The 25,386-nt window shown below is 61.8% G+C and carries 20 protein-coding genes; 12 read left to right on the forward strand and 8 right to left on the reverse strand.

Features of this window, described 5'->3' with window-relative positions; all coding sequences use genetic code 11:
• Positions 1 to 101 precede the first annotated feature (101 nt).
• Complete coding sequence (locus J2X43_RS10870) at positions 102 to 1,646, reverse strand: cation:proton antiporter (protein WP_310293895.1); 1,545 nt, start codon at positions 1,644 to 1,646, stop codon at positions 102 to 104.
• A gap of 226 nt (positions 1,647 to 1,872) precedes the next feature.
• Here J2X43_RS10870 and J2X43_RS10875 point away from each other — a divergent pair, with 226 nt between their 5' ends.
• From J2X43_RS10875 to J2X43_RS10885, 3 genes are read left to right on the forward strand one after another with little or no spacing between them, the layout of a single operon-like run.
• The gene (locus J2X43_RS10875; protein WP_112390364.1) at positions 1,873 to 2,337 is read left to right on the forward strand and encodes a MarR family winged helix-turn-helix transcriptional regulator; all 465 of its coding nucleotides are present in this window, start codon (positions 1,873 to 1,875) and stop codon (positions 2,335 to 2,337) included.
• Positions 2,330 to 3,547: an HlyD family secretion protein gene (locus J2X43_RS10880; protein ID WP_310293897.1), complete on the forward strand. Its 1,218-nt coding sequence runs from the start codon at positions 2,330 to 2,332 to the stop codon at positions 3,545 to 3,547. The genes J2X43_RS10875 and J2X43_RS10880 overlap by 8 nt, the downstream gene beginning before the upstream one ends.
• 12 nt (positions 3,548 to 3,559) lie before the next feature.
• Entirely contained in the window at positions 3,560 to 5,104 is a 1,545-nt protein-coding gene (locus tag J2X43_RS10885; RefSeq protein WP_112390366.1) for a DHA2 family efflux MFS transporter permease subunit, read from the forward strand.
• Between the two features lie 16 nt (positions 5,105 to 5,120).
• Here the strand turns inward: J2X43_RS10885 and J2X43_RS10890 are convergent, their stop codons facing one another.
• Both J2X43_RS10890 and J2X43_RS10895 read right to left on the reverse strand, forming a co-directional pair.
• On the reverse strand, positions 5,121 to 5,708 hold the full coding sequence (locus tag J2X43_RS10890; protein ID WP_310293900.1) for a DNA-3-methyladenine glycosylase: 588 nt from the start codon (positions 5,706 to 5,708) through the stop codon (positions 5,121 to 5,123).
• The gene (locus tag J2X43_RS10895; RefSeq protein ID WP_310293902.1) at positions 5,705 to 6,622 is read right to left on the reverse strand and encodes a LysR family transcriptional regulator; all 918 of its coding nucleotides are present in this window, start codon (positions 6,620 to 6,622) and stop codon (positions 5,705 to 5,707) included. Before J2X43_RS10895 ends, J2X43_RS10890 begins: the two co-directional genes overlap by 4 nt.
• Positions 6,623 to 6,740: 118 nt before the next feature.
• Between J2X43_RS10895 and J2X43_RS10900 the strand changes: the two genes are divergently transcribed.
• Together J2X43_RS10900 and J2X43_RS10905 are read left to right on the forward strand one after the other, a co-directional pair.
• Entirely contained in the window at positions 6,741 to 7,481 is a 741-nt protein-coding gene (locus tag J2X43_RS10900; RefSeq protein ID WP_310293905.1) for an SDR family oxidoreductase, read from the forward strand.
• A 60-nt stretch (positions 7,482 to 7,541) separates the two neighbouring features.
• Positions 7,542 to 8,444 (forward strand): SDR family oxidoreductase, encoded by a 903-nt coding sequence (locus J2X43_RS10905; RefSeq protein WP_310293907.1) that lies wholly within the window; start codon positions 7,542 to 7,544, stop codon positions 8,442 to 8,444.
• A gap of 234 nt (positions 8,445 to 8,678) precedes the next feature.
• Here J2X43_RS10905 and J2X43_RS10910 read toward each other — a convergent pair whose 3' ends face one another.
• Positions 8,679 to 9,590: a LysR family transcriptional regulator gene (locus J2X43_RS10910; RefSeq protein ID WP_112390371.1), complete on the reverse strand. Its 912-nt coding sequence runs from the start codon at positions 9,588 to 9,590 to the stop codon at positions 8,679 to 8,681.
• A 165-nt stretch (positions 9,591 to 9,755) separates the two neighbouring features.
• Between J2X43_RS10910 and J2X43_RS10915 the strand changes: the two genes are divergently transcribed.
• From J2X43_RS10915 to J2X43_RS10940, 6 genes are all read left to right on the forward strand, one after another.
• Complete coding sequence (locus J2X43_RS10915; protein ID WP_112390372.1) at positions 9,756 to 10,568, forward strand: alpha/beta hydrolase fold domain-containing protein; 813 nt, start codon at positions 9,756 to 9,758, stop codon at positions 10,566 to 10,568.
• Between the two features lie 48 nt (positions 10,569 to 10,616).
• Positions 10,617 to 11,804, forward strand: coding sequence for an efflux RND transporter periplasmic adaptor subunit (locus tag J2X43_RS10920; protein ID WP_310293910.1), 1,188 nt, complete (start codon positions 10,617 to 10,619; stop codon positions 11,802 to 11,804).
• A 122-nt stretch (positions 11,805 to 11,926) separates the two neighbouring features.
• Entirely contained in the window at positions 11,927 to 15,124 is a 3,198-nt protein-coding gene (locus J2X43_RS10925; RefSeq protein ID WP_310293912.1) for an efflux RND transporter permease subunit, read from the forward strand.
• Between the two features lie 143 nt (positions 15,125 to 15,267).
• Entirely contained in the window at positions 15,268 to 16,254 is a 987-nt protein-coding gene (denD, locus tag J2X43_RS10930) for a D-erythronate dehydrogenase (protein WP_310293914.1), read from the forward strand.
• Positions 16,251 to 17,138 carry an NAD(P)-dependent oxidoreductase gene (locus tag J2X43_RS10935; RefSeq protein WP_310293917.1) on the forward strand — a complete coding sequence of 296 codons (888 nt, stop codon included), beginning with the start codon at positions 16,251 to 16,253 and terminating at the stop codon, positions 17,136 to 17,138. The genes denD and J2X43_RS10935 overlap by 4 nt, the downstream gene beginning before the upstream one ends.
• A 179-nt stretch (positions 17,139 to 17,317) precedes the next feature.
• Complete coding sequence (locus tag J2X43_RS10940; RefSeq protein ID WP_310293919.1) at positions 17,318 to 19,105, forward strand: EAL domain-containing protein; 1,788 nt, start codon at positions 17,318 to 17,320, stop codon at positions 19,103 to 19,105.
• Here J2X43_RS10940 and J2X43_RS10945 read toward each other — a convergent pair whose 3' ends face one another.
• The 4 genes from J2X43_RS10945 to J2X43_RS10960 form a co-directional block, all read right to left on the reverse strand.
• Complete coding sequence (locus J2X43_RS10945) at positions 19,106 to 20,128, reverse strand: NAD-dependent epimerase (RefSeq protein ID WP_310293921.1); 1,023 nt, start codon at positions 20,126 to 20,128, stop codon at positions 19,106 to 19,108.
• Positions 20,129 to 20,132: 4 nt separating this feature from the next.
• The gene (locus J2X43_RS10950) at positions 20,133 to 21,449 is read right to left on the reverse strand and encodes a UDP-glucose/GDP-mannose dehydrogenase family protein (protein WP_310293923.1); all 1,317 of its coding nucleotides are present in this window, start codon (positions 21,447 to 21,449) and stop codon (positions 20,133 to 20,135) included.
• Positions 21,450 to 21,546: 97 nt separating this feature from the next.
• A complete protein-coding gene (locus J2X43_RS10955) occupies positions 21,547 to 22,974 on the reverse strand; it encodes a mannose-1-phosphate guanylyltransferase/mannose-6-phosphate isomerase (RefSeq protein WP_310293925.1) in 1,428 nt (475 codons plus the stop codon).
• A 32-nt stretch (positions 22,975 to 23,006) separates the two neighbouring features.
• On the reverse strand, positions 23,007 to 24,428 hold the full coding sequence (locus tag J2X43_RS10960) for a phosphomannomutase (RefSeq protein ID WP_310293926.1): 1,422 nt from the start codon (positions 24,426 to 24,428) through the stop codon (positions 23,007 to 23,009).
• 153 nt (positions 24,429 to 24,581) lie between these two features.
• On the opposite strand from J2X43_RS10960, the gene ung reads away from it, so the two are divergent.
• A complete protein-coding gene (ung, locus tag J2X43_RS10965; RefSeq protein WP_310293928.1) occupies positions 24,582 to 25,283 on the forward strand; it encodes a uracil-DNA glycosylase in 702 nt (233 codons plus the stop codon).
• Positions 25,284 to 25,386 lie beyond the last annotated feature (103 nt).

Below are 25,386 nucleotides of genomic sequence, written 5' to 3' on the forward strand. Positions count from 1 at the left end.
TGCGTGGTCTTGCCGCGCTAACCGTATGAAACGGCACTATAAGCGTCACTCTGCAGAAATTGCAAACGACAATAGGTTGCAGTGCTCAGGCAATGCGGTGACTATCCTTCGACGATCTGTTCCTGCCCGGGAGACGATGCCGCAAGCTCGGCCCAGTCGAGCTCCTGCTCGAGAATATGGAAGATGTCGTCATCGATTTCGTCGGTTCGCCGCATCTCCGCGAGCTTCTTGCGTTTCGCGGTGATGATACTGCGGCGCAGTTCGTCCATTTCGCTGACTTCGCGCGGATGTTCACCCTTGCGGGCGATTTCGCGTTCGGAGGTATAGACATGCCGCAGGATCGCTGCCGCCTTGCTTTCCTTGCCCTCGAGCTCCGCGAGAGCGGATTCCAGCAGATCGGCGCGGGCATCCGACAATCCTTTTTCCCAGGAGGTGTCAGGCGCGAAGCGTAGGAAACGGATCAGAGGACCGAGCGTTAATCCCTGGATGATCAGGGTGCCGAGGACGACGCCGAGGGCGCTCAGCAGGATCACGTCGCGCTCTGGAAAGTCGAAGGGCAGGGCAAGTGCGGCGGCGAGCGTAACGAGGCCGCGCATGCCGCACCAGCCGGCAACGATGCTCATCGCCAGCGTCGGCGGCTCCTGCTTTGTCGTTCGCCTCATCCGCCGTCGGGTCATCACCACATTGTAGCCGAGCACCCAGAGCATACGGACGCAGACGACGGTGATGAAGACGGCGAGAGCGACCGTCAGGGCGTAGGTGCGCCGGCCCGGCTCCATGTCGAGGAAGATCTGCCGCGCCTGCAGTCCCATCAGCAGGAAGGCGACAACATTGAGCAGGAAGACTGCCGCTTCCCATACGGAATAGGAATGGATGCGATGGCGGGCGCTTTGCCGCTCGGGCATGTAGCGGGCGATCACCATGGCATAGACGACGATCGCCAGGATGGCGGAAAGATGCAGACGCTCGGCAATGATCCAGGTGCCGAAGGTGGCGACGAATTCCAGCAGCGTGCCGCCGAGCGTTCCTGCCAGTCTGGTGCCGATGATCATGTAGAGCCGCCCGGCGGCATAGCCGACGATCATGCCACCCGGTATCGCCAGGGCCAGTTCGGGCAGCGTTCTGGCGAAGAAGGCCGGGCTGGTGGAAGCCGCGACCGCGGCGGTGAAGATCAGCAGCGAGACGGCGTCGTTGAGCAGGCTTTCGCCTTTCAGCACCACATAGGTCTGGCGGGGGAGATCGAAGCGGTCGAGCATGGCAGTTGCCGCAACCGCATCGGGCGGCGCGACGATGGCACCGAGCGCGATCGCCGCCGCGATCGGAAGCCCTGCCATCCAGATGCCGACGGTGGCGACGGCTGCGGTCGTCAATATGACGGCGATGGCCGCGAGCGAGATCAGCGGCAGCCAGTTCTGGCGCAGTGTCCGCGGCGGCAGGTCGTATGCGGCGTCGAAGAGGGCGGGCGCGATGAACAGCGCCAGCGCCAGCTGCGGATCGATGCCGATCTCCGGTGCCCAGGGGACGGAGGCGACGGCGAGACCGGCAATCGCCAGCATCGTCGGGTAGGGGATCAGGAATTTCCGCGACACCTGGAGAAAGACGATGGCAACGAGCAGCAGCGTCAGCATGCTTTCGAAAAATGCCATGGGTCCCCCTATCCGCCTGCAGGGAATGATCTAGCGCGCTGCCGGCGCTTGGCCATGCCTGTGACGGGAGCGCGGGAGAGGCCGCGGCATCGATCTTCGCTTGACGGTGCACTGCGGCATTTTAGCCGCAGCTGCTGAATCTGAGGTGGCTGATCTTGTGCGTTACCGATGCTCAATATATCTACCAACATTATAAGCACACTTATTAATAGCTGGCACAGATTTCATGAACTCCAACCCGACCCTCGGCTTCCTTCTCCACGACGTCGCCCGGCTGCTGCGCAAGCGGTTCGAGCAGCGCGCGAAGTGCCTTGGCCTGACGCGTTCGCAGTGGCAGACGCTTGCCTACCTGTCGAACAACGAAGGCATTCATCAGGGCGGGCTGGCCGAAATTCTTGAAATCGAGCCGATCACGCTGGTGCGCATTCTCGACAAGCTCGCCGAACGCGGGCTGATCGAGCGGCGCCAGCACCCGACCGACCGGCGTATCTGGCTTCTCTACATGCGCGAAGCCGCGCATCCGATCCTCGCGGAAATGCGCGAGCTCGGCGATGTGACGCGGGCCGAAGCGCTTGCCGGCGTCACAGCGGAGCAGCGTGAAGCGCTGTTTGCAATCCTATCCGAAATGAAGACGAACCTAGTAGTGGCGTGCCGGACACCGGTCGCTGAAAAAGAGCAGAACCATGGTTAAGAAAATCCCCCTCCGCGTTGTGTCCGATGCCAACGCAAAGACTGCCGAAGAAATCGAAGCTCCCAAGACGCAAGAAACGGTAGCGGAAGCGCCTTCATCCAATTCAGCGCCCGCTACTGCTGTCGCTGCGCCTGGCGGCACCACGGTCCGCCGCCGGCGCAGCCTCACGCGCCCGATCCTGTTCGCGTTGCTGCCCCTGGCCCTCGTCGTCGGCGGCTATTATTATGTGAACGGCGGTCAGGTGATGTCGACCGACAACGCCTATATCCAGGCCGACATGGTGGGCATCACGACCGACGTCTCTGGTATCGTCGACAAGATCAACGTGCATGAGAACGAAACGGTGAAAGCCGGGCAGGTGCTCTTCAGCCTGCAGTCCGACGCCTTCAAGATTGCGCTTGACGGCGCCAAGGCCCAGCTCGGCGTGCAGCGTAACCAGATCGCCAACCTGAAGGCCAGCTATCAGCAGTCGCAGGCCGAGATCACCCAGGCCGAGGCGGATCTGCCCTATTATCAGGATCAGTTCGACCGCCAGCAGAACCTCGTCAACAACGGCAGCGCCACGCAGTCGGCCTATGACGAAGCCAAGCACAATCTTGAGGTGGCCCAGCAGAAGGTCTCGGTCGCCAAGGCGGAAGCCGCGACGACGCTCGCGCAGCTCGGCGGCAATGCCGATCAGCCGGTGGAGCAGAACCCGCTCTTCCTGCAGGCCAAGTCGAATGTCGACAACGCCCAGCGCGAATTCGACCACAGTACCGTCAAGGCGCCGTTCGATGGCGTCGTGACCAATGTGAACGCGCTGCAGGTCGGCTCCTATCTGCAGGCGTCGGCGCAGGCCTTCTCGCTGGTTTCGACCAACAATCTCTGGATCGCCGCCAGCCCGAAGGAAACCGAGCTCACCTATGTGAAGCCCGGCCAGGAAGCGACCGTCTATGTCGATACCTATCCGGGCGTTTCCTGGAAAGGAAAGGTCGAGAGCATCAGCCCGGCTTCGGGTTCTAGCTTCTCGCTGCTTCCTGCGCAGAACACCACGGGCAACTGGGTGAAGGTCGTGCAGCGTATTCCGATGCGCGTCAGCATCGAGGATGCTGCAGGCAAGCCGCCGCTCCGCGTCGGTATGAGCACGGTCGTCGATGTCGAAACCGGCCATGCCCGCGGGCTGCCTGATTTCGTCAACAAGCTTCTTGGGCGGCCTGTGAGCCACCAATAAAGAGTTATTGCCATGAGCAACGCTCCCGCATCCCCGGCAACCCCGGTTGCCAATCGCGGCGCGATCACGGCCTGTGTCATCCTGGCCGTCATCATGCAGGCGCTGGATACGACGATTGCCAACGTTGCGCTGCCCTATATCCAGGGCAGCGTCTCGGCCTCCGCCGACCAGATCAACTGGGTTCTGACCTCCTATATCGTCGCCGCCGCGATCATGACCCCGCCGTCGGGCTTTCTTGCCGCCAAGTTCGGCCGCAAGAATGTGCTTTTGACGGCGATCGTCGGCTTCGTCGTCGCCTCGGTCTTGTGCGGTCTGGCCCAGTCGCTGAACCAGATCGTCGCCTTCCGTCTGCTGCAGGGCCTGTTCGGCGCTTCGCTGGTGCCGCTGTCGCAGGGTATCCTGCTCGATATCTACACTGCTGAGGAACGCGGTTCGGCCATGGCGCTGTTCGGCGTCTCGGTCATGGTCGGCCCGGTTCTCGGGCCTGTCATCGGCGGCTGGCTGACCGACAATATCAGCTGGCGCTGGGTGTTCTATATCAACGTGCCGATCGGCGCGCTGGCCTTTGCCGGCATCGTCATCTTCGTGACGGAAACCAAGAGGGATGCGCTGGCGAAGCTCGACTGGTTCGGATTCGGGATGATGAGTCTGTTCATTGCTGCCCTGCAGCTCTTCCTCGACCGCGGCGAGCAGCTCGACTGGTTCTCGTCGGGCGAGATCATGATCGAGGCGATCGTCTGTGCCGCAGCCTTCTATCTGCTCGTCGTGCACACACTGACGGCGGAGAAATCCTTCGTCAATCCGCGGCTGTTCCTCGATCAGAACTTCTCCGTCAGCATGATCTTCATCTTCGTGGTCGGGATCACCTATCTGGCCTCGCTGGCGCTGATGACGCCCTATCTGCAGACGCTGATGGGCTATCCCGTCATCACCGCCGGTATCGTCATGGGCCCTCGCGGCCTCGGCACCATGCTCTGCATGTTCATCGTCGGGCGGCTGATCGGCAAGGTGGATTCCCGCTGGCTGCTGGCGCTCGGTCTCGCGCTGACCGCCTGGGCGATGTACGACATGACCGGCTGGACGCCTGATGTCTCGCAATGGACGATCGTTTCCACCGGCTTCATCCAGGGTGCCGGCCTCGGCTTCCTGTTCGTGCCGCTGACGACAATGGCGTTTTCGACCTTGCCGGCGCAGATGCGCGGCGATGGTACGGGCCTCTACAATCTCTCGCGCAATATCGGATCGTCGGTCGGTATCTCGATCGTGTCGGCGCTGATCGTCGAGAATACGCAGAGCAACCATGAATCGATCGCCGCCTATGTGACGCCGTTCAACCATGCCTTCAACGCGGCGGCGGCCCAGGGCCTGAGCCCGCTGACGGCCGCCGGACGGGCGTCGCTGAACGAGGTCATCACGCTGCAATCGACGATCATTGCCTATATGGACGATTTCAAGCTGCTGATGCTGATGTCGCTCGCCGTCATGCCGCTGGTCTTCCTGCTGCGCAAGCCGAAGGCGGCCGCGCCGCCGATGGATCATGCAGCCGTGATGGAATAGGTCCTGCGCGCCGCAATTACCGGAACGGCTTGCTGAGATAACGCGATCCCTGAATGCCGAAGCGCCATGGTGCTTCGGCATTTTTCGTGATGCCGATCCGCTTGCCCGAAACGATCGGAACCGGGGCGGAAGGGAAGAGCGCATAGGGCTCCCGGTCGAGCAGCCGGTCGTTGATGGCGATGCCGATGTCCATGGCCTGACAGAGCTTGCCCGGGCCGCTGCACAGGCTTGTCAGCTGATCCGTGCCGCGGCGCTCGACCATCTCTGCGATGCCGCTTTCCGGCTCGATGGCACGGATGAGAACGGCCGAGCCCGGGGTGCAGACGAAGTTCAGGCACCAGTACATGCCGTAGATGCGGTAGATATAGACATTGCCCGGCGGGCCATACATCGCGCCGTTCCGCTTGGTCGGACCGCGAAAACTGTGTGAGGCCTCGTCATCGGGGAAATAGGCTTCTGTTTCGGTGATCCGCCCGCCCATGCCGTTGACCAGAAGGTGACAGCCGAGAAGATCCCGGGCCACGGCGATCGCATCGCGCTCGAAGAAATCGCGAAGCGTCACGCCTTCCAGAGGTGCTGCGCCGATCGGTCCCTGCGTGTTCAACTGATGCCCTCGCTATCGGCCGTCCGCCGGTGCTCTGCAAAGATCTTCACCAACCAGTCGATGAAGACGCGCACGCGCGGCGAAAGCTGGCGGTTGCGCGGATAGAGAAGCGAGACCGGCGTTTCCGTCAAGGGATAGTCTTTCAGGATCTGCATCAGTTCACCCGAGGCAAGGTAGCGCTCGGCGTGATAGCGCGGCACCTGGATGATGCCGAGGCCACAGCGGGCGGCGGCATGCAGGCTTTCGGCGGCATTGACCGAGATCGTCGCGGGTATGGTGATCTCGCGGACCTTGCCATCGACGATGAATTCCAGCGGCATCAGCGTGCCTGTCGCCGAAGAGCGGAAGCCGACCATGCGGTGGCCGTCCAGCCTGTCCGGATGTTCAGGCATGCCGTGGCGGGCGAGATATTCGGGCGAGGCGAGCGTCATCTCTTCCAGCATGGCGACGCGCCTTGCGATCATATCGCTATCCTGCGGGATGCCGACGCGCAGCACGCAATCGATGCCTTCGCGTACCAGATCGACCAGCCTGTCGCCCTCGCTCATGTAGAATTCGATATCGGGATAGGTATCGAGAAATGAAGGCAGGCTCGGCAGCACGAAATGCCGGGCAAGCGTGCCGTGCACGTCGACGCGCAGCATGCCCTTCGGTTTGGCACCGGCAAAGGCGCCCTCGGCATCCTCGATATCGGCGAGGATCGACAGGCAGCGCTGGTAATAGGCCTCGCCATCGAGCGTCGGGCTGACATGCCGGGTGGTGCGCTGCAGGAGCTGGACGCCGAGCCGGGCTTCCAGCTGCTTGACCGCATCCGTCACCGTCGAGCGCGGCAGGCCGGTATCCTCGGCGGCAGCGGTGAAGCTGCGGCGCTCCACGACGCGGGAATAGACCCGCATGGCATCGAATCTGTCCATTTTGTTCGGCTTATCCGGATAGTGATGCCGAACAATGCCCGATTATCCGAAAGAGGGAAAGGGCCATCTTCTTCTCATCGAAACGCGCTGAAGCGCAGATCACTGAAGGAGAAAGAAGATGGCTAGTCAGGACAACAAGGTCGCTCTCGTTACCGGCGCCTCGCGAGGCATCGGCGCGGCAATCGCCGAACGCCTCGCAAAAGACGGCTTCACCGTCGTCATCAACTATTCGGGCAATGCGGCGCTTGCAGAAGAGCTTGCCGCCAAGATCGAGACTTCAGGCGGCAAGGCGCTGACGGCGAAGGCCGATGTCAGCGATGCTGCGGCCGTGCGCCGGATGTTCGATGCAGCGGAAGCTGCCTTCGGCGGCGTCGATGTGCTCGTCAACAATGCCGGCATCATGATGCTCTCGACGCTCGCCGAAGCCGATGACGAGAACTTCGACAGGCAGATCGCCGTCAATCTGAAGGGCACGTTCAACACGCTGCGCGAAGCTGCAAAGCGCCTGCGCAACGGCGGCCGGATCGTCAATTTCTCGACCAGCGTGGTCGGCCTGAAGCTCGAAACCTACGCCGTCTATGCCGGTACCAAGGCTGCCGTCGAAACGATGACCGGCATCATGGCCAAGGAAATGCGCGGCCGCGGCATCACCGTCAACGCCGTCGCGCCGGGACCGACCGCCACCGACCTCTTCCTCAACGGCAAGTCGGACGAGCTCGTCGCCCGCATGGCGAAGATGAACCCGCTGGAACGGCTCGGTACGCCGGAGGATATCGCCGCTGCCGTGTCGTTCCTCGCCGGTTCCGATGGCGCCTGGATCAACGGCCAGGTGCTGCGCGCCAATGGCGGCCTGATCTGATCGATCCCCGGGGGCGGCATCGCTGCCTCCCTTCACCCCAAGAGCACAAGGAGCAGGACAATGAGCAAGCAAGTTATCGTCGTCACCGGCGCATCGAGCGGCTTCGGCGCCATGAGCGCCCGGGCGCTCGCCAGGGCCGGGCACACCGTCTATGCGGGCATCCGCGCCACCACCAGCCGCAACTCCAAGGCGGTTGCCGATGCGGCGGCTTTCGCCAGGGACAATAATGCAGACCTGCGTAGCATCGAGCTCGACGTTACCGACGATGCATCGATCGAGCAGGCGGTCGCAAAGATCGTTGCCGAAAACGGTCGGCTCGATGTGATCGTCCACAATGCCGGACACATGTCCTTCGGCCCGGCCGAAGCCTTCACGCCGGAGCAATATGCGGAGCTGTTCGACATCAACGTTCTCTCGACGCAGCGGCTGAATCGCGCGGCCCTGCCGCAGCTTCGCAAGCAGGGCAGGGGGCTGATCGTCTGGGTCTCATCCTCGAGCACCCGCGGCGGAACGCCGCCGTTTTTGGCGCCTTATTTCGCCGCCAAGGCCGCGATGGACTCACTGGCGGTTTCCTATGCCAGCGAGCTGACACGCTGGGGCATCGAGACATCGATCATCGTGCCCGGCGCCTTTACCAAGGGCACGAACCACTTCGCCCATTCCGGCTCGCCGGCGGATACGGCACGGGCAGCGGAATATCTCGACGGTCCCTACAAGGGCGTTTCGGACAAGGCGCTGCAGGGCCTGGCGTCGCTGGAACCGGCCGATGCCGATCCGGAAGAGGTTGCCCGCGCGATCGTTGATGTCGTCGGCAAGCCGTTCGGCGAGCGCCCGTTCCGCGTCCATATCGATCCATCTGAGGATGGGGCCGAGATCGTCAACGGTGTTGCCGATCGGGTCAGAGCCGAACTCTTCTATCGCGTCGGTCTCGAAGACCTGCTGAAGCCTTCGGTGATCGGCTGATCGGCGCTTGATTGTTGCAATTTTGCGAACACTGCTATGCGAATCAAACGCCTTACAAACTCCGCAATAGGGCATATATCTATTGGGCAAGGGGCGACGGAAAGTCTCCGTTCCGAAGCCCGCCTCCCGGGTCCGCCGAGCCATTTCCCCTGGTGACGCGGTGGACCGCCAAATTCAAAGTCAATGATTGACGGCCCGTCGAAGGTATCCCTCCCTTCCGGGCCGTTTTCATTTTCAGGGGTCGTTCAGCTTGGCATCGGCCAGCAGTTTGACCATCCAATCGACGAAGACGCGGACCTTGTTGCTCAGGTGCCGGTTCGGCGGATAGACGATGTAAAGCGGGATCGGCTCGCGCGACCATTGCGGCAAAACCTCAATCAGCTCACCTTTCTTGATCGCGTCGCGGGCCATGAAACGCAGCGTCTGCCCGATTCCCAATCCCGTCGTCAGCGCGCTTATGAAGGTTCTGCCGTCGTTGACGGCCAGCATATAGCGTGGCGTGATCTCAAGATGTTCGTCGTCGCGGTCAAATTCGAAGGGCAGCGCGCGGCCCGTCTGGGCGCGAAAATAGTTGATTGTATAGTGGTCGTTTTCGAGGTCCTGCGGCCGTTCCGGCTCGCCGAATTTCTGGATGTAGAGCGGGGCGGCGCAGGTGACGATTTCGAGTTCGGATACACGCCTAGCGATCAATGACTGATCGGCCGGGGTGCCGGCGCGCAGCGCGCAATCGACATTCTCTGCAAGGTAATCGACGGTACGGTCGCCGACACCCAGATCGATGCGGATATCGGGGTATTTCTGATAGAAATCGCAGAGTGCCGGGACCACAATGGAATCGGCGAAAGCGCCAGCCATTTCAACGCGCAAGCGGCCGGTCGGCAGGCTCTGGGAATTGGAAAGGCTGCCGTCTAGCTCTTCCAGTTCCGAGACGATCTGCGAGGCGCGTTCGTAGTAGAGCGCGCCATCGGTCGTGACCATGACGCGTCTCGTCGTACGGTTGAGAAGCTTGGTGCGCAGATGGGCCTCGAGGCCCTGGATCAAATTGGTCACGGTTGCCTTTGGCATCGACAGAGTGTCGGCGGCCCGTGTAAAGTTACCCGTCTCCACTACGCGGATGAAGGCGCGCATTGCCGAGAGCTGGTCCATGATGGGATCTCCACAGTTTGCACTGCGATATTATTCGAAATACGGAACAGTGTAATCAGAATGGCGGTTCTTATTCCGTGGCCTGAATAACAATATGTTTTTTACAAGTTTGGCAAGCCGTGGCGTTTCGTCATGTGTTATGCGGCTAACAGGATTACAAGGCCGATGACGGTGCAGGTGAAAGACATGGTGTTCGAGAAGGTGGCCATCGGCCCCGTCTCTACGCGCGTCTATCAGGGCGCCGAATACGGCAAGGGTTCGCCGATCGTCTTGTTCTTTCACGGCGGCGCTTTTCAGGGCTCTGGTCTTCAGGACAGTGCCGTAGCCGAAAGCATTGCCAGCGCCGGTGCCATCGTCGTCGTCGCCGATTACAATGCGCCGCTCGGCGGTGTCTTTCCGAAGCCGCTCGAAGTTGGCTATTCGCTCTTCTCCTACATGGCCAACAAGCGGGCCTCCGGTCTTGGCGACCGCAACTCGCTGCTGCTGGTGGCCGGTGAGGAAGCGGGCGGCAATATCGCTGCCGGTGTGGCGTTGAAGGCGCGCGACCATTACGCCAATGCGCTGAATGGCCAGATCCTGATTTCGCCGCTGCTCGATCCTTTCATGGGAACGTCGTCGATCCGAAAGGCCGATGTCGCAGGCATGCGGCAGCGCTGGACCGAAGGCTGGAGCCATTATCTCAGCGGCGGCGGCTGCCACCCTTATGCGGCACCAAGCCTCTGCTCGCGAATTTCGGGTGTCGCGCCGGCACTGGTCATGACAGCAGAAGACGATCCCCTTCGCGACGAGACGCTTGGCTATGCCGCGCGTCTCAAGAAGGCGGAAGTTTCGGTTCGCCAGCACGTTCTTCCCGCCGGGAAGGGCTGGCCGTCAATCTACGGCGGGAAAACGGAAGGAGTGTCCGACTGGCAGGCGACTATCAGCCGTGAGTTCGGAAGTTTCATCCGCGAGTTAAGCGTCCAACCCCAATTGCATTGAAGTCTTGTTGTGAATGAGCGGCCGTTGAGGCCGCAAGGAGAGATACCGATGACGTCCAGAAAGAAGCGCTGGGCCCTCGTGGGCGCCGGCTTGGGCCTTGCTGCGTCTGTTTCAGCCGCTGCCATCTTTTTCGAACTGCCGATGAGCACGGTCGCGACCGCCGCTTCGGAACCCGCACAGGCTCCCGCTGTGCCGGTTACCGTCGCCCTGGTCCAGAACCGTGATATCACTGCCTGGGAAAATTTCTCGGGCCGTCTCGAAGCGGTCGATCGCGTTCAGGTCCGTCCCCGCGTTGCGGGTGCCATCCAGTCCGTGCATTTCCGGGAAGGCGCGCTGGTGAAGACCGGCGATCTGCTCTTCACCATCGATCCGGCACCTTACCAGGCAGCCGTGGCGCAGGCGCAGGGCCAGGTAGCCTCGGCCGATGCCAAGGTCAGCCTGGCGCAGACCGAGCTCGATCGCGGCCATCGGCTTTCCGATAACCGGACGATCTCGCAGAGCGATCTCGATCAGCGTCAAAGCACGCTGGCCGAAGCGCAGGCGGGCCTGCGTTCTGCTCAGGCAGCCCTGCAGTCGGCCCAGCTCGACCTCGACTATACGCAGGTGCGGGCTCCGGTTTCCGGCCGCATCGGCAAGTTCGAAGTCACCGTTGGCAACCTCGTCGCCGCCGGTTCGGCATCGCCCGAGCTGACGACGCTGGTTTCCGTCGATCCGATCTATGCCAGCTTCAATGCCAGCGAAGAGATGGTCACCAAGGCCCTCTCCGAGCTTCCGGCAACGGATGGCGCCTTGCCTGCCGTCGAGCAGATCCCGGTCGAAGTCGGCACGCTTGCCGATGACGGCACGCCGATCAAGGGCAAGCTGCAGCTCGTCGACAACGTCGTCGATGCCGCAAGCGGCACGATCGCCGTTCGCGCCGTCTTCGACAATCCGGGCGGCAAGCTGATCCCCGGCCAGTTCGTGCGGGTCCGCATGGGCCAGCCGAAGGCCGAGAACAAGATCGTCATCAGTGACCGCGCCGTCGGCACCGACCAGGACAAGAAGTTCGTCTTCGTCGTCGATGGCGACAACAAGGTCGGCTATCGCCAGGTCAAGCTCGGCGCCATCTATGACGGCCAGCGCGTCGTCGAAGACGGCCTGAAGGCCGGCGAAAAGATCGTCGTCAACGGCCTGCAGCGCATCCGTCCGGGCGCCGTCGTCGCGCCGCAGATGGAAGAGAAGGTCGCGACCAACTGAGACCTGGCTTCTCCCCCCGTGGGGAGAAGCGGAATCCCTGATTATTCCTACCCCGCCGGCGGCCTCCCAAGCCGCCGGAATGGGACGTTGCATTCCACGTTCATCCCGGAGAGGGCTTTGATATGAACATCTCCAGATTCTTTATCGACAGGCCGGTCTTTGCCGGCGTGCTGTCGGTTCTGATCGTCGTCGCAGGTTTGATCGGCCTGCGCTCGCTGCCGATCTCGGAATATCCCGAGGTCGTGCCGCCGTCGATCGTCGTGCGCGCCACCTATCCTGGCGCCAACCCCTCGGTCATCGCCGAGACGGTGGCAACACCGCTCGAAGAGCAGATCAACGGCGTCGAAGGCATGCTTTACATGGCAAGCCAGGCGACGTCGGACGGCGTTCTCAACGTCACCGTCACGTTCAAGCTCGGCACCGATCCCGACAAGGCCCAGCAGCTGGTTCAGAACCGCGTGTCGCAGGCCGAGCCGCGTCTGCCGGCCGAAGTTCGCGCGCTCGGTCTGACGACCGTCAAGAGCTCGCCGAACTTCATCATGGTCGTCAATATCGTCTCGACCGGCGGTGATCACGACATCACCTATCTGCGCAACTACGCGACCCTGAACATCAAGGATCGCCTTGCCCGTATCGAGGGCGTCGGCCAGGTGCAGGTGTTCGGCGCCGGCGACTATTCGATGCGCGTCTGGATCGATCCGCAGAAGGCCGCCGAGCATAATCTTGCAGCCAGCGACATCAGCAATGCGATCAGCTCGCAGAACGTTCAGGCCGCTGCCGGTATCATCGGTGCCTCGCCGAGCCCGCAGGGTGTCGACCTTCAGCTGAACGTCAATGCCCAGGGCCGTCTGCGCACGCCTGAGGAGTTCGGCAACATCATCGTCAAGACGGGGGCCAACGGCCAGATCACCCGCCTTCGCGACGTCGCCCGCATCGAGCTCGGCGCGGCCGACTATACGCTGCGCTCGCTGCTCGACGGCGAGCCTGCCGTTGCCGTGGCGGTGCTTCAGGCTCCCGGCTCTAACGCCATCCAGATCGCCGACAACGTCAATGCGACGATGCAGGAACTGCAGAAGGCGATGCCGACAGGCGTCAAGTACGAGATCGTCTATGACACGACGAAGTTCGTTCGCGCCTCGATCGAGAAGGTCATCGACACGCTGCTCGAAGCCATCGCGCTCGTCGTGCTCGTCGTCATCATCTTCCTGCAGACGTGGCGTGCATCGATCATTCCGCTGATCGCGGTCCCCGTGTCGATCATCGGTACGTTCGCCGTCATGTATGCCTTCGGCTTCTCGATCAACGCGCTCAGTCTGTTCGGGCTGGTGCTGGCGATCGGTATTGTCGTCGACGACGCGATCGTCGTCGTCGAAAACGTCGAACGAAACATCGAGGCGGGTCTCAGCCCGCGGGCCGCCACCTACAAGGCGATGAAGGAAGTCTCCGGTCCGATCATTGCGATCGCCCTGGTGCTGGTCGCGGTGTTCGTGCCGCTCGCCTTCATCTCCGGTCTGTCCGGCCAGTTCTACCGCCAGTTCGCGCTGACGATCGCTATTTCGACCGTCATCTCCGCCTTCAACTCGCTGACGCTGTCTCCGGCACTCGCCGCTCTGCTCCTCAAGGGGCATGGTGCGAAGAAGGACTGGCTGACGCGGTTCATGGATGCGATCTTCGGCTGGTTCTTCCGCGGCTTCAACCGTGCCTTCGGCTCGGGCTCGAATGCCTATGGCAAGGGCGTCGGTGGTCTCCTGTCGCGCAAGAGCATCGTCATGGTCATCTATCTAGCACTGGTGGGGGCAACCTATAGCCTGTTCACCGCGGTGCCCGGCGGCTTCGTGCCGTCGCAGGACAAGCAGTATCTGATCGGCTTTGCCCAGCTGCCGGATGCCGCCAGCCTCGACCGCACCGAAGACGTCATCAAGCGGATGACCGATATCGCGCTGAAGCAGCCGGGTGTCGCCAACGCGATCGCCTTCCCGGGCCTGTCGATCAACGGCTTCACCAACTCCTCCAACGCCGGCATCGTCTTCGTGACGCTGAAGGACTTCGACGAGCGCAAGACGCCTGATCTTTCGGGCGGGGCAATCGCCATGGCGCTGAACCAGAAGTTCGGTGTCATCCAGGACGCCTTCATCGCCATGTTCCCGCCGCCGCCGGTCAACGGTCTCGGCACCACGGGTGGCTTCAAGCTGCAGATCGAGGACCGTGCCGGTCTCGGCAACCAGGCTCTCGACGAGGCGACCAAGGCCGTGCTCGCCAAGGCCTACCAGACGCCGGAACTCGCAGGCATCTTCTCGAGCTTCCAGATCAACGTGCCGCAGCTCTATGCCGATCTCGACCGCGCCAAGGCCGAGCAACTCGGGGTTTCCGTCACCGACGTCTTCCAGACGCTGCAGATCTATCTCGGCTCGCTCTACGTCAACGACTTCAACGCCTTCGGCCGCACCTACAGCGTCCGCGTGCAAGCCGATGCCAAGTTCCGTGCACAGCCGGAAGATATCGGTCAGTTGAAGGTTCGGTCGGCATCCGGCCAGATGATCCCGCTTTCAGCCCTGCTGAAAGTCGATGCCACGACCGGTCCGGAGCGCACGAACCGCTATAACGGCTTCCTCGCTGCCGATATCAACGGCGGTCCGGCCCCTGGCTACTCTTCCGGACAGGCGCAAGCTGCGATCGAGAAGATCCTGAAGGAGACGCTGCCATCCGGCATCGACTTCGAGTGGACGGATCTGACCTATCAGCAGATCCTTGCCGGCAACTCGAGCGTCGTCGTCTTCCCACTGGCCCTGCTGCTCGTCTTCCTCGTGCTGGCAGCCCAGTATGAAAGCCTGACGCTGCCGCTGGCGATCATCATGATCGTGCCGATGGGTGTGCTTGCCGCCTTGACGGGTGTCTGGCTCACCGGTGGAGACAACAACATCTTCACGCAGATCGGCCTCGTGGTCCTTGTGGGCCTCTCGGCGAAAAACGCGATCCTGATCGTGGAATTCGCCCGAGAACTGGAGTTCGAAGGACGCACGCCGGTGCAGGCGGCGGTCGAAGCGAGCCGCATGCGTCTTCGCCCGATCCTGATGACCTCCATGGCCTTCATCATGGGCGTCGTGCCGCTCGTCACCTCGACGGGTGCGGGTGCCGAAATGCGCGCCGCCATGGGTATCGCGGTGTTCTCCGGCATGATCGGCGTGACCTTCTTCGGCATCTTCATGACGCCGGTATTCTACGTGCTGCTGCGCAAGCTGGCTGGTAATCGCCCGCTGATCCAGCACAACGACAACCATCCGGTGGATGAAGAAGACCATATGAAGGTCGCAGCCGAGTAAGCGGCAACCCCAGAGTGAAACAGGAAGGCGGGAAATTTAGTCCCGCCTTTTTCATTTGCATCGCCCGGTCAGCCGGTTAGTCTTTGATGAACGTACATCGGCCGGGTGGAGTTAGGCCGATTGAGCGCATAGCGGAGGAATGCATGCATATCGCGATTATCGGTGCGGCCGGCATGGTCGGCCGCAAGCTGACGGCGCGTCTCGTCAAGGACAAGGTCCTCGGCAGCGCGGAAATCTCGGCCCTTTCATTGATCGATGTCATCGAACCGGAAAAGCCGGCGGGGTTTGCCGGCACGGTGAATGCCTGGGCGTCCGACATTTCGGCGTCTGGTGAAGCGGCGAAGATCGTTGCCGGCCGGCCGGACCTGATCTTCCATCTGGCGGCGATCGTTTCGGGCGAAGCGGAGCTCGATTTCGAGAAGGGCTACCGTATCAATCTCGACGGCACGCGCGAGCTTCTCGAAGCGATCCGGTTCGCGCATGCCGAGGATGGCTACAAGCCGCGCGTGGTCTTTACCTCGTCGCTGGCGGTTTTCGGTTCACCCTTCCCGAAGGTCATTCCCGATGATTTCCACCAGACGCCGCTGACGAGCTACGGCGCGCAGAAGGCGATGAGCGAGCTGCTGCTGTCCGATTACAGCCGCCGCGGTTTCCTCGATGGCATCGGCATCCGCCTGCCGACCATCTGCATCCGCCCCGGCAAGCCCAACAAGGCAGCCTCGGGCTTCTTCTCCGGTATCCTGCGCGAGCCGCTTGCCGGGCAGGAAGCCATCCTGCCGGTGCCGGATACCGTGCGTCACTGGCATGCATCGCCACGCTCGGCCGTCGGCTTTCTGCTGCAGGCGTCGCGGATCGATCTCGCGCCGCTCGGCGCACAGCGCAGCCTCACGATGCCCGGCGTCAGCGCTACTGTCGGCGAGCAGATCGAGGCTCTCAGGCGTGTTGCCGGGGAGAGCGCCGTGAAGCTCATCCGCCGCCAGCCCGACGAGCTGATCATGCGCATAGTTTCCGGCTGGCCGGAGGCTTTCGAGGCGAAGCGCGCGGGCGCCCTCGGCTTCGTTGCCGACTCGTCCTTCGACGAGATCATCCGCATTCATATAGACGACGAGCTTGGAGGCAAGATCGGATGAGCAGCACACGGAACCTCGCCTTCCTCGGCACTGGCCTGATGGGCGGGCCGATGGCGCGCCGGTTGCTGGGCGCGGGCTTTGCGCTCACGGTCTGGAACCGGGATGCCAGCAAGGCTGCGCCACTTTCTGCTGACGGCGCGCGGATTGCAGGTAATGCAAGTGAAGCGGCAAAGGGCGCGAATATCGTCTTCACCATGCTGTCGGATGGCAATGCCGTTGAGGACGTCCTCTTCAACCAGGGTGTTGCAGCAGCGCTTGCCGCAGGTGCGGTTGTTATCGACTGCAGCTCGATCGCGCCCAAGGCGGCGCGGGATCATGCGCAGCGCCTTGCCGAACGCGGCATCCGGCATATCGACGCGCCGGTTTCCGGCGGTGTCGTCGGTGCAGCAGCCGGGACGCTGGCGATCATGGCGGGCGGGGAGGGGGCTGTTATCGCCGAACTGGCGGAGGTCTTTTCGCCTCTCGGCCGCGTCACCCATGTTGGGCCTACCGGAACCGGACAGCTTGCCAAGCTCGGCAACCAGCAGATCGTTGCGGTGACCATCGGTGCCGTTGCCGAAGCGATGATGCTGATGGAAGCCGGTGGCGGTTCACGCGAGGCGTTTCGCAATGCGATCCGCGGCGGTTTCGCCGAGAGCCGTATCCTCGATCTGCATGGCCAGCGCATGGTCGATCATAATTTCGGCACCGGCGGCCCTTCGAAGCTGCAGCTCAAGGATCTGAATAATATCCTGGCTGTGGCAGAGAGCCTGTCGCTGGCATTGCCGCTGACAGAAACCGTGCGCGCCGAGTTCGCCGAATTCGTCGCGGGCGGCGGCGGCGACGTCGACCACAGCGGCATTCTCCAGCATTTCGAGGACAAGCATTCGCGCGCCAAGCGGTGATACAGGGTGCTTGATTCTCAAGTGAAAATACGATCCCGACACAACCCATGAGCGTTTTTGTGACTGTTGTAAGGAACAGTTCACCTAGTAACTAGTTCGGTAATACGGAGAAGCCTTCGTTAATCCGGCTTTGAGAAGGTGGTAATATCGGCAAAGGCCGCTGCTAGGTTGAGACTGCATTGCCCCATAACAAACCGACCCGGTCAGAACGTGAATTCCAGGATTTGCTGAGACGCCTCGAGCTTGCCCTTGATGCGTCGCAGATCGGTGTGTGGGAACATGATGTCCGCAAGAGCGGGATCGTCTGGGATGCGCAGATGCACCGTCTATACCAGACCGGCGAGACCAGCCGGCTGGTGCCGACATCGATCTGGGAAAACGCCATCCACCCTGATGACCGGGACCGTGCCTTCGCAGAGTTCGACGATGCGATTGCGCGGCGTGGCGCCTATAATTCCGAATTTCGCATCATCTGGCCGAACGGCGAGATTCGTCATATGCGTTCGCGGGCGCATTTCTTCGTCAGCGAGGATGGCGCACCGTCGTTCATCGGCGCCGAATGGGATGTGACCGCTGATGTCGAGCTTGCCGCCGAACTGCAGCGCCAGCGCCTCGTTGCGGAAGCGCGGGCGAAAGCGCTGGAGGAAAGCAATGCGCGGATCGAGCATGCTGCCGAGCACGATTATCTGACGGGTCTGCCGAACCGCAGGCTTCTCGACAAGCGGCTTGCCGAGCTGCATGGCAATAAGTCGGTATCGTCGCTCGCGGTTCTGCATCTCGATCTTGACCAGTTCAAGCAGATCAACGACAGCCATGGCCATTCGGCCGGCGATACCGTCCTGCGTGCTGCTGCCCTGCGGATCACCGCAGGCATTCCCGCTGACGGCATGGTGGCCCGTGTCGGCGGCGATGAGTTCGTCATCATTCTCTGGAATTTCGCAGGCCGCGAGGAACTGGATCGCATTGCCAGCGACCTGCAGCGCCGGCTCGGCAAGAAGATCCGGTTCGGACAGGAGCTCCTGCAATCAGGAACGTCGATTGGCGTTGCCTGGAACAACGGGCGCAACGCGCGCAATCTCCTGACCGAGTCCGATCTGGCGCTGTTCCAGGCCAAGAAGCTCGGCCGCAACCGCATCGAATTCTTCACCCGGCAACTGCAGGACGACATTCAGAGCAAGCGACGGCTGGCCGAGGAACTGAGGCTCGGGTTGGAGCGCCGTGAGATCGTTCCCTATTACCAGATCCAGCTTGACGCGAAGACCCGGGAAATTGCCGGCCTGGAGGCGCTGGCCCGCTGGATCCATCCTGAAAAAGGCGTGTTGTCTCCAGCTGTTTTCCTCAAGGTGGCTGACGAGAACGGCCTTGCCGCAGAGATCGACGCGGCCATTCTCAGCAGGGTTCTGGAAGACCGGCTCGACTGGCAGGCGCAGGGCGCTGTAGTCCCCCGTGTCGCCGTCAATATTTCGGGCCCGCGGCTCTTCGATCCTGGGCTCCTTGCAAATCTGGAAGCCCTGAAGATCCCGTCAGGCGCCTTGTCCTTCGAATTGGTCGAAACCATCTTCCTCGACGATTCCGACGACCGTCTGGTCGCCAGCATCGAGCGCATCAAGCAGATGGGCATCGATATCGAGATCGACGATTTCGGCTCCGGCCATGCCTCGCTGATCGGGCTTGCCCGCCTGCGACCGAAGCGGCTGAAAATCGACCGGCAGCTGGTGACCGATATCGTCGGATCGAAAGAACAGCACCGTGTTGTCGGCTCGATCGTCGAGATCGCCAAGGCATTGAATGTCGAAGTGATTGCCGAGGGTGTCGAAACCGAAGGGCATGCGGAGGTGCTGACGGCAATCGGCTGCGACACGCTGCAGGGCTATGCGCTCGGCTATCCGGCGCCCGCGGCCGATATCGCCAGACTGATCGCGCCGCGTGCCCTGAACCACGCGACGCCAGGCGTCGGCGGACGATAGCTAGGCAGGGATTTCCATGTCGGCTCGCGCTTCGAGATACCACTCGATGAATGCCTTCACGCCCTCATCCAGCGTCGTCTCCGGCTTGTAGCCTGTCAGCGCCAGAAGCAGGTCGGGGCTGGCGAAGGTGCGGGGCACATCACCCTTCTGCATCGGCAACATGGTGCGCTTGGCGGACTGCCCGAGCGCGTGTTCGACGGTCTCGACGAAATCCATCAGACTGACGGGCTGGCCGCCGCCGATATTGACGACGCGGAAGGGCGCCTGGCGCGAGAGCGTCTCGACCTTGTCACCGGCGACACGATTTTCCTCGGAGGGAATGACGGCCGAAAGGCGGACGATCGATTCCACCAGATCGTCGATATAGGTGAAATCGCGGCTCATCTTGCCTTCGCCGTAGATCTCGATCGGCTGGTCTTCGAGCATGTTCTTGACGAATTTGAAGAGCGCCATATCCGGCCGGCCCCATGGGCCGTAGACGGTGAAGAAGCGGAAGGCGGTGATGGGCAGCTTGTAGAGATGCGAATAGCTGTGCGCCATCAGCTCCATCGACTTCTTGGTCGCGGCATAGATGGTCAGCGGCTCGTCGGCGCGATCGGTCTCGCGGAAGGGGACGTCCGGGTTGGAGCCGTAGATCGACGAGGTCGAGGCGAGCATCAAGTGCTTCACCTTGTAACGTTCGGCAAATTCCAGAATGTTCCAGGAGCCATCGACGTTCGAACTGATGTAGGAACGCGGGTTCTCGATGCTGTAGCGAACGCCCGCCTGCGCGGCGAGATGGATTAGTACGTCAGGCTGTGCCTCAGCGATCGCCGCCTCCAGCTTCTCGCGGTCTTCGAGCGTGGCGATAGCAGGCGTGAAGGACGGAAACTGTGCCAGCGCCGCGTGGCGCATATGCTTAAGCTTGACGTTGTAATAGGGCGTCAGGCCGTCAAAGCCGGTCACCCGGTGACCATCCTGCAACAGGCGCCGCGCCAGGTGGAATCCGATGAAACCGGCCGTGCCTGTTATGAAATAATGCATCCTCTTACTGCTTCTCGCTTTTCTTGCCGACGGCGAAGTAGCTGAAACCGTGTCTACTGACTTCGGCGGCGGGATAGATGTTGCGCAAGTCGACGATCGTCGGCGTCTTGACCGTGGTCTTCAGGCGCTTGAAATCGAGGGCGCGGAATTCATCCCATTCGGTGACGATGACGATTGCATCGGCATTCTGGGCGATCTCGTAGGGATCCTTGCCATAGGTAACGGCGCCCAGCAATTCTTTGGCGTCGTCCATGCCTTCCGGGTCATAGGCATGGACTTCGGCGCCGCCATCGAGCAACGCCTGGATGATGGTGATCGACGGGGCGTCGCGCATGTCGTCGGTATTCGGCTTGAAGGTCAGGCCGAGGACGGCGATCTTCTTGCCGCGCACTGTGCCGTCACAGGCGGCGATGACCTTGCGGCCCATGGCGCGCTTGCGGTTGTCGTTGATGGCGACCGTCGTCTCGATCAGCCGCATCGGGCTGTCGTAATCCTGGGCGGTCTTGACGAGAGCCAGCGTATCCTTCGGAAAGCAGGAGCCGCCATAGCCGGGGCCTGCATGCAGGAACTTGTCGCCGATGCGCTTGTCCATGCCGATGCCCTTGGCGACTTTCTGCACGTCGGCGCCGATCTGCTCGCAGAGGTCGGCGATCTCGTTGATGAAGGTGATCTTCATCGCCAGGAAGGCGTTGGCGGCGTATTTGATCAGCTCGGAGGTGCGGCGTTCGCAGAAATAGAGCGGCGCTTCGTTGAGATAGAGCGGGCGATAGACCTCGCGCATGACTTCCACGGCGCGCGGCTCTTCGGTGCCGATGACGATGCGGTCAGGGCGCTTGAAGTCGGTGATCGCGGCACCTTCGCGCAGGAATTCCGGATTGGAGACGACGGCGATGTCCTTGCCGGGGAATTCTTCGCGGAAGATGCGCTCGATCTCATCGCCGGTGCCGACGGGTACGGTGGACTTGGTGACGATAACGGTGAAGCCAGTGACGGCAGCGGCGATCTCGCGGGCTGCGGCATAGACGTAGCTCAGGTCGGCATGACCGTCGCCACGGCGCGATGGGGTGCCGACAGCGATGAAGACGACGTCGGCAGCAGCGACGGGCGCTGCCAGATCTTTGGAAAAATCAAGGCGGCCGGCCGCCCGGTTATGCTCGATGATCGCGTCGAGGCCTGGCTCGAAGATCGGCACTTCGCCGCGCTCCAGGGCATCGATCTTGGCTTCGGACTTGTCCACGCAGGTGATGTGGTGGCCGAAATCCGCAAGGCAGGCGCCGGACACCAGGCCGACATAACCAGAACCGATCATAACAATACGCATGGGATGACTTCCATCATGAAAAACGATCGCGTCCGCCACTGGCAGAACGCGACCGTGTTACAGAGCGAAAGTCATAAGTTCAAGACAAGTGCTGTGGTCAGTTGCGGCCGAACTCGTCGACGAGGCGAATGATGTCGTCTTCGCCGAGATAGGAACCGGTCTGCACCTCGATGAGTTCCAGCATGATCTTGCCGGGATTGGCGAGCCGATGGACTTCGCCGAGCGGGATATAGACCGACTCGTTTTCACGCAGCATCTGCACATTCTCGCCGATAGTCACTTCGGCAGTGCCCTTGACGACGATCCAGTGCTCTGAGCGGTGATGGTGCTTCTGCAGAGACAGTTTCTTGCCCGGCGTGACGAAGATGCGTTTCACCTGGAAGCGGTCGCCATTGAAGATCGAGGTGTAACCACCCCACGGACGGTAGGAGGTTGGGTGCGTTTCGGTGAGCTTCACGGTCTTCGGCAGTGCGGCCAGCGTCTTGACGATATCGCCGACGCTCTGGCTGTCCTGCAGGCGGCCGACATAGACGGCGTCTTCGCTGGCGATGACGGCGATGTCGTCCATGCCCTGGACGGCGAGGTGGACGCCGTGACTCATGACCAGTGAGTTCCGGCTGTTCATCAGCGTCGTGTTGGCGGTGGCAACATTGCCATGCTCGTCACGATTGCCTGACTTCCATACGCTGTCCCAGCTGCCGAGATCCGACCACTTGAAAGGCGAAGGGACGACGGCGGCATTGGCCGTTTTTTCCATGATCGCGTAGTCGATGGAGATATTCGGTGCCTTGGCGAAAGACTTGGCATCCAGACGAATGAAGTCGAGGTCGCGGACGGATTTGGAAACCGCTTCTTCAGCAGCCTGCGATGCCTCCGGCGCGTGTTCCCGCATTTCTGCCAGAAGCGCGGACACCTGGAACATGAACATGCCGGAGTTCCAGTAGAAGCCGCCCGCAGCCAGCATTTCCTCGGCCTTGGCCAGCGGCGGCTTTTCAATGAAGCGCTTGACGGTCAATGCGCCGGTCGGAAGCGTCTCGCCGCCTTCGATATAGCCGTAGCCGGTTGCGGCCTCCGATGGCTCGATGCCGAAGGTGACGAGCTTGCCCTTGGCGGCGGTCGCTTCAGCGGCGCGCACGCTATCGAAATAGCTCTGGTCGGCAACGATCTCGTAGTCGGAGCCGAGGACATGCATCAGCGTGTCCTTGCCGAAGAGATCGGCGATCAGCACGGCGGCGGCGGCAACGGCGGGCGCGGTGTTGCGGGCCGACGGCTCAAGCAGGATCGCCTTCAGTTCGTGGCCGAGTTCGCGGGCCTGTTCGGCAACGAGGAAGCGAAACTCCTCATTGGTGAGGACAACAGGAGCCTCATAGAGGGCGGGATCGGAGACGCGGGCGAGCGTTTCCTGGAACAGCGTCCGGTCGCCGATAAACTGGATGAACTGCTTCGGCGCCGATGCGCGCGACAGCGGCCAGAGGCGCGTGCCCTTGCCGCCGGCCATGATCACGGGAACGATCTTCTGCGTCATTTCTATGTTTCCTCGCGGTCGTAAGTCTTGGTTCAGTTGGCGTTCGCCCATTGCCGGATCCGGTTCAGGCCGGCATCCAGCAGCGCAGCTGCCGCAGCTTCATCTTTCGCTTCTACATAACAGCGCATTTCCGGTGCGTTACCGGAAGGCCGAAAGTGGATCACGGCTTCATCCTTAAGCGTTACCCGCAGGCCATCGATATCGCTCACCGTCGCCGGTTCGCCGATCGGCGTCAGGAATTCGGCGAGGTTGTCAGGCGATTGGCGAAGATAGGCCATCAGCCTAGCGCTCGTCTCGACCGGAAAATTCTCCAGCCGGTCGGCCGCGGCAACGGGAAGGGCAAAGGACGAGGCAATCTTGGACAGCGGTTTGCCGTCCTTTGCCGAAAGCGAAAGCACGGCCAGCATCGGCAGGAAGCAATCGCGTGTCGGCAGCGGCGCCAGCACCGTTCCGTTGATCGCAAATTCCGACGCCGTCAGCGTGCCGCCATTGGCTTCGAAGCCGATGACGCGCGCCTTGCCGGCAGAAACCGCCTCCTGCATGCCAGAGATGACGAAGGGCGAGCCGACCTTGGTGCGGGTGACAGCAAAATCGCCCGCCGCCTCTATGCCGGAATTCGAGGTCACCGGGGTGACGACCACGGCGGCTTTCAGGAACTTCGCGGCGATCAGGCCGAGGAGATCACCGCGCAGCGGCGTACCGGTTTCGTCGGTCACCAGCGGCCGGTCGCCATCGCCATCGGCGGAGACGATTGCGTCCAGCCGGTGTTCGGCAGCCCAGCCCTTCAACAGCTCGATCGTCTCAGGCGAGACGGCTTCCGTATCGACAGGAATAAACGTTTGCGAGCGGCCGAGTACTATCGTTTCAGCGCCATAAAGCGCCAGCAGATCGACCAGCATGTCGCGGGCGACAGTGCTGTGCTGGTAGACACCGATGCGAAGGCCGGAAAGCGCCTTTGCCGGGAGGATAGCCGCGTTGCGCTTGAAAAAGCCTTCGGCGCAGACGGAGCCGTGATCCGACGCCGTGCCTGTTTTCGCGGGCATCACAAACGTGGCGTCGAGCTTGGCTGCGGCAGCGGAGATCGCCGTCTCGTCGGCCTTGTCGATTTCGCCATCCGGCCGGTAGAACTTGATGCCGTTGCGATCGGCGGGGATATGCGAGCCCGTGATCATCAGGCTGGCGGCGCCGAGCTTGAGGCCGTAGAGCGCCAGCGCCGGGGTGGGCACGGTGCCGCAATCGGCGACCGCGAATCCGAGCGAAGCCAGCGCCGCGGTGCAGTTATCAGCAATTTCCGGGCTGGAATCGCGAAAGTCGCGGCCGAGCAGGATGAGGTCACCCGGCTTTACCTGTCCGCTTTCCAGGAGATACTGGCCGAAGGCGGCCGCATAGAGCGCGGAAGCCCTGCCTTTTAGATCGGCGGAGAGCCCGCGCAGTCCACTAGTCCCAAATTTCATTCTGAATAAGCCCTGCCAGCGCTTGAATCCGTCGGCCATTATCAACACACTACTGTCACTTCGTAAATTTTGATCCGCAGCGATCACTAAATTACTTCGCAATTCCCTTTTCGAGCCACATCAGGTGCTCGTTCTCAGCGAACGGGAGCGCAAATGACCGAACAGACAATCGCATTGGAAGACAGCTGGAAGGCCGCGCTGGCCCCGGAGTTTTCAAGCCCGTACATGCAGCAGCTGAAGGCGTTTCTGCAGGCGCAGAAGCAGGCGGGAAAGCATATTTTCCCCAAGGGATCGGAGTATTTTCGCGCACTCGATCTGACGCCGCTATCCGACGTGAAGGTGGTCATCCTCGGCCAGGATCCGTATCACGGTCTCGGACAGGCGCACGGGCTGTGCTTCAGCGTGCGTCCCGGCGTCCGCATCCCGCCGTCGCTGGTCAATATCTACAAGGAGATGGAGACCGATCTCGGTATCGAGCGCGCCCGGCATGGCTTCCTGGAGCATTGGGCGAAGCAGGGCGTGCTGCTCTTAAACAGTGTACTGACCGTCGAGGAGGCGCAGGCTGCCTCGCATCAGGGACAGGGCTGGGAGAAATTCACCGATGCCGTGATCCGCAAGGTCAACGAGGAATGCGAGCACGTGGTCTTCATCCTTTGGGGATCCTATGCGCAGCGCAAGGCGGCGTTCGTCGATAGCGCGCGCCATCTGGCGCTGAAGGCGCCGCATCCTTCGCCGCTCTCGGCGCATAATGGCTTCTTCGGCAGCAAGCCGTTTTCCAAGGCGAATGCCTATCTGCAGTCTCATGGCCGTGCGGCGATCGATTGGCAACTGCCTGCGAACCCACAGGTTAACTAGCGATTTCTGAACGACATTCTCTCATCGTTCAATAAAAAGAGACAATGCGTGTCAGCTTGCGGGGCTATTCCAAAAGCCGCCGAGGGATCATCTATCACCCATC

It is taken from the genome of Rhizobium sp. BE258 (assembly GCF_031457345.1).
GTDB lineage: Bacteria > Pseudomonadota > Alphaproteobacteria > Rhizobiales > Rhizobiaceae > Rhizobium.

What these genes read in the sequence shown, in the direction of transcription:
- J2X43_RS10870 (WP_310293895.1), bottom strand. Translation starts at nt 1,646, where the DNA reads ATGGCATTTTTCGAAAGCATGCTGACGCTGCTGCTCGTTGCCATCGTC.
- J2X43_RS10875 (WP_112390364.1), top strand. Translation starts at nt 1,873, where the DNA reads ATGAACTCCAACCCGACCCTCGGCTTCCTTCTCCACGACGTCGCCCGG.
- J2X43_RS10880 (WP_310293897.1), top strand. Translation starts at nt 2,330, where the DNA reads ATGGTTAAGAAAATCCCCCTCCGCGTTGTGTCCGATGCCAACGCAAAG.
- J2X43_RS10885 (WP_112390366.1), top strand. Translation starts at nt 3,560, where the DNA reads ATGAGCAACGCTCCCGCATCCCCGGCAACCCCGGTTGCCAATCGCGGC.
- J2X43_RS10895 (WP_310293902.1), bottom strand. Translation starts at nt 6,622, where the DNA reads ATGGACAGATTCGATGCCATGCGGGTCTATTCCCGCGTCGTGGAGCGC.
- J2X43_RS10900 (WP_310293905.1), top strand. Translation starts at nt 6,741, where the DNA reads ATGGCTAGTCAGGACAACAAGGTCGCTCTCGTTACCGGCGCCTCGCGA.
- J2X43_RS10905 (WP_310293907.1), top strand. Translation starts at nt 7,542, where the DNA reads ATGAGCAAGCAAGTTATCGTCGTCACCGGCGCATCGAGCGGCTTCGGC.
- J2X43_RS10910 (WP_112390371.1), bottom strand. Translation starts at nt 9,590, where the DNA reads ATGGACCAGCTCTCGGCAATGCGCGCCTTCATCCGCGTAGTGGAGACG.
- J2X43_RS10915 (WP_112390372.1), top strand. Translation starts at nt 9,756, where the DNA reads ATGACGGTGCAGGTGAAAGACATGGTGTTCGAGAAGGTGGCCATCGGC.
- J2X43_RS10920 (WP_310293910.1), top strand. Translation starts at nt 10,617, where the DNA reads ATGACGTCCAGAAAGAAGCGCTGGGCCCTCGTGGGCGCCGGCTTGGGC.
- J2X43_RS10925 (WP_310293912.1), top strand. Translation starts at nt 11,927, where the DNA reads ATGAACATCTCCAGATTCTTTATCGACAGGCCGGTCTTTGCCGGCGTG.
- denD (WP_310293914.1), top strand. Translation starts at nt 15,268, where the DNA reads ATGCATATCGCGATTATCGGTGCGGCCGGCATGGTCGGCCGCAAGCTG.
- J2X43_RS10935 (WP_310293917.1), top strand. Translation starts at nt 16,251, where the DNA reads ATGAGCAGCACACGGAACCTCGCCTTCCTCGGCACTGGCCTGATGGGC.
- J2X43_RS10945 (WP_310293921.1), bottom strand. Translation starts at nt 20,128, where the DNA reads ATGCATTATTTCATAACAGGCACGGCCGGTTTCATCGGATTCCACCTG.
- J2X43_RS10950 (WP_310293923.1), bottom strand. Translation starts at nt 21,449, where the DNA reads ATGCGTATTGTTATGATCGGTTCTGGTTATGTCGGCCTGGTGTCCGGC.
- J2X43_RS10955 (WP_310293925.1), bottom strand. Translation starts at nt 22,974, where the DNA reads ATGACGCAGAAGATCGTTCCCGTGATCATGGCCGGCGGCAAGGGCACG.
- J2X43_RS10960 (WP_310293926.1), bottom strand. Translation starts at nt 24,428, where the DNA reads ATGAAATTTGGGACTAGTGGACTGCGCGGGCTCTCCGCCGATCTAAAA.
- ung (WP_310293928.1), top strand. Translation starts at nt 24,582, where the DNA reads ATGACCGAACAGACAATCGCATTGGAAGACAGCTGGAAGGCCGCGCTG.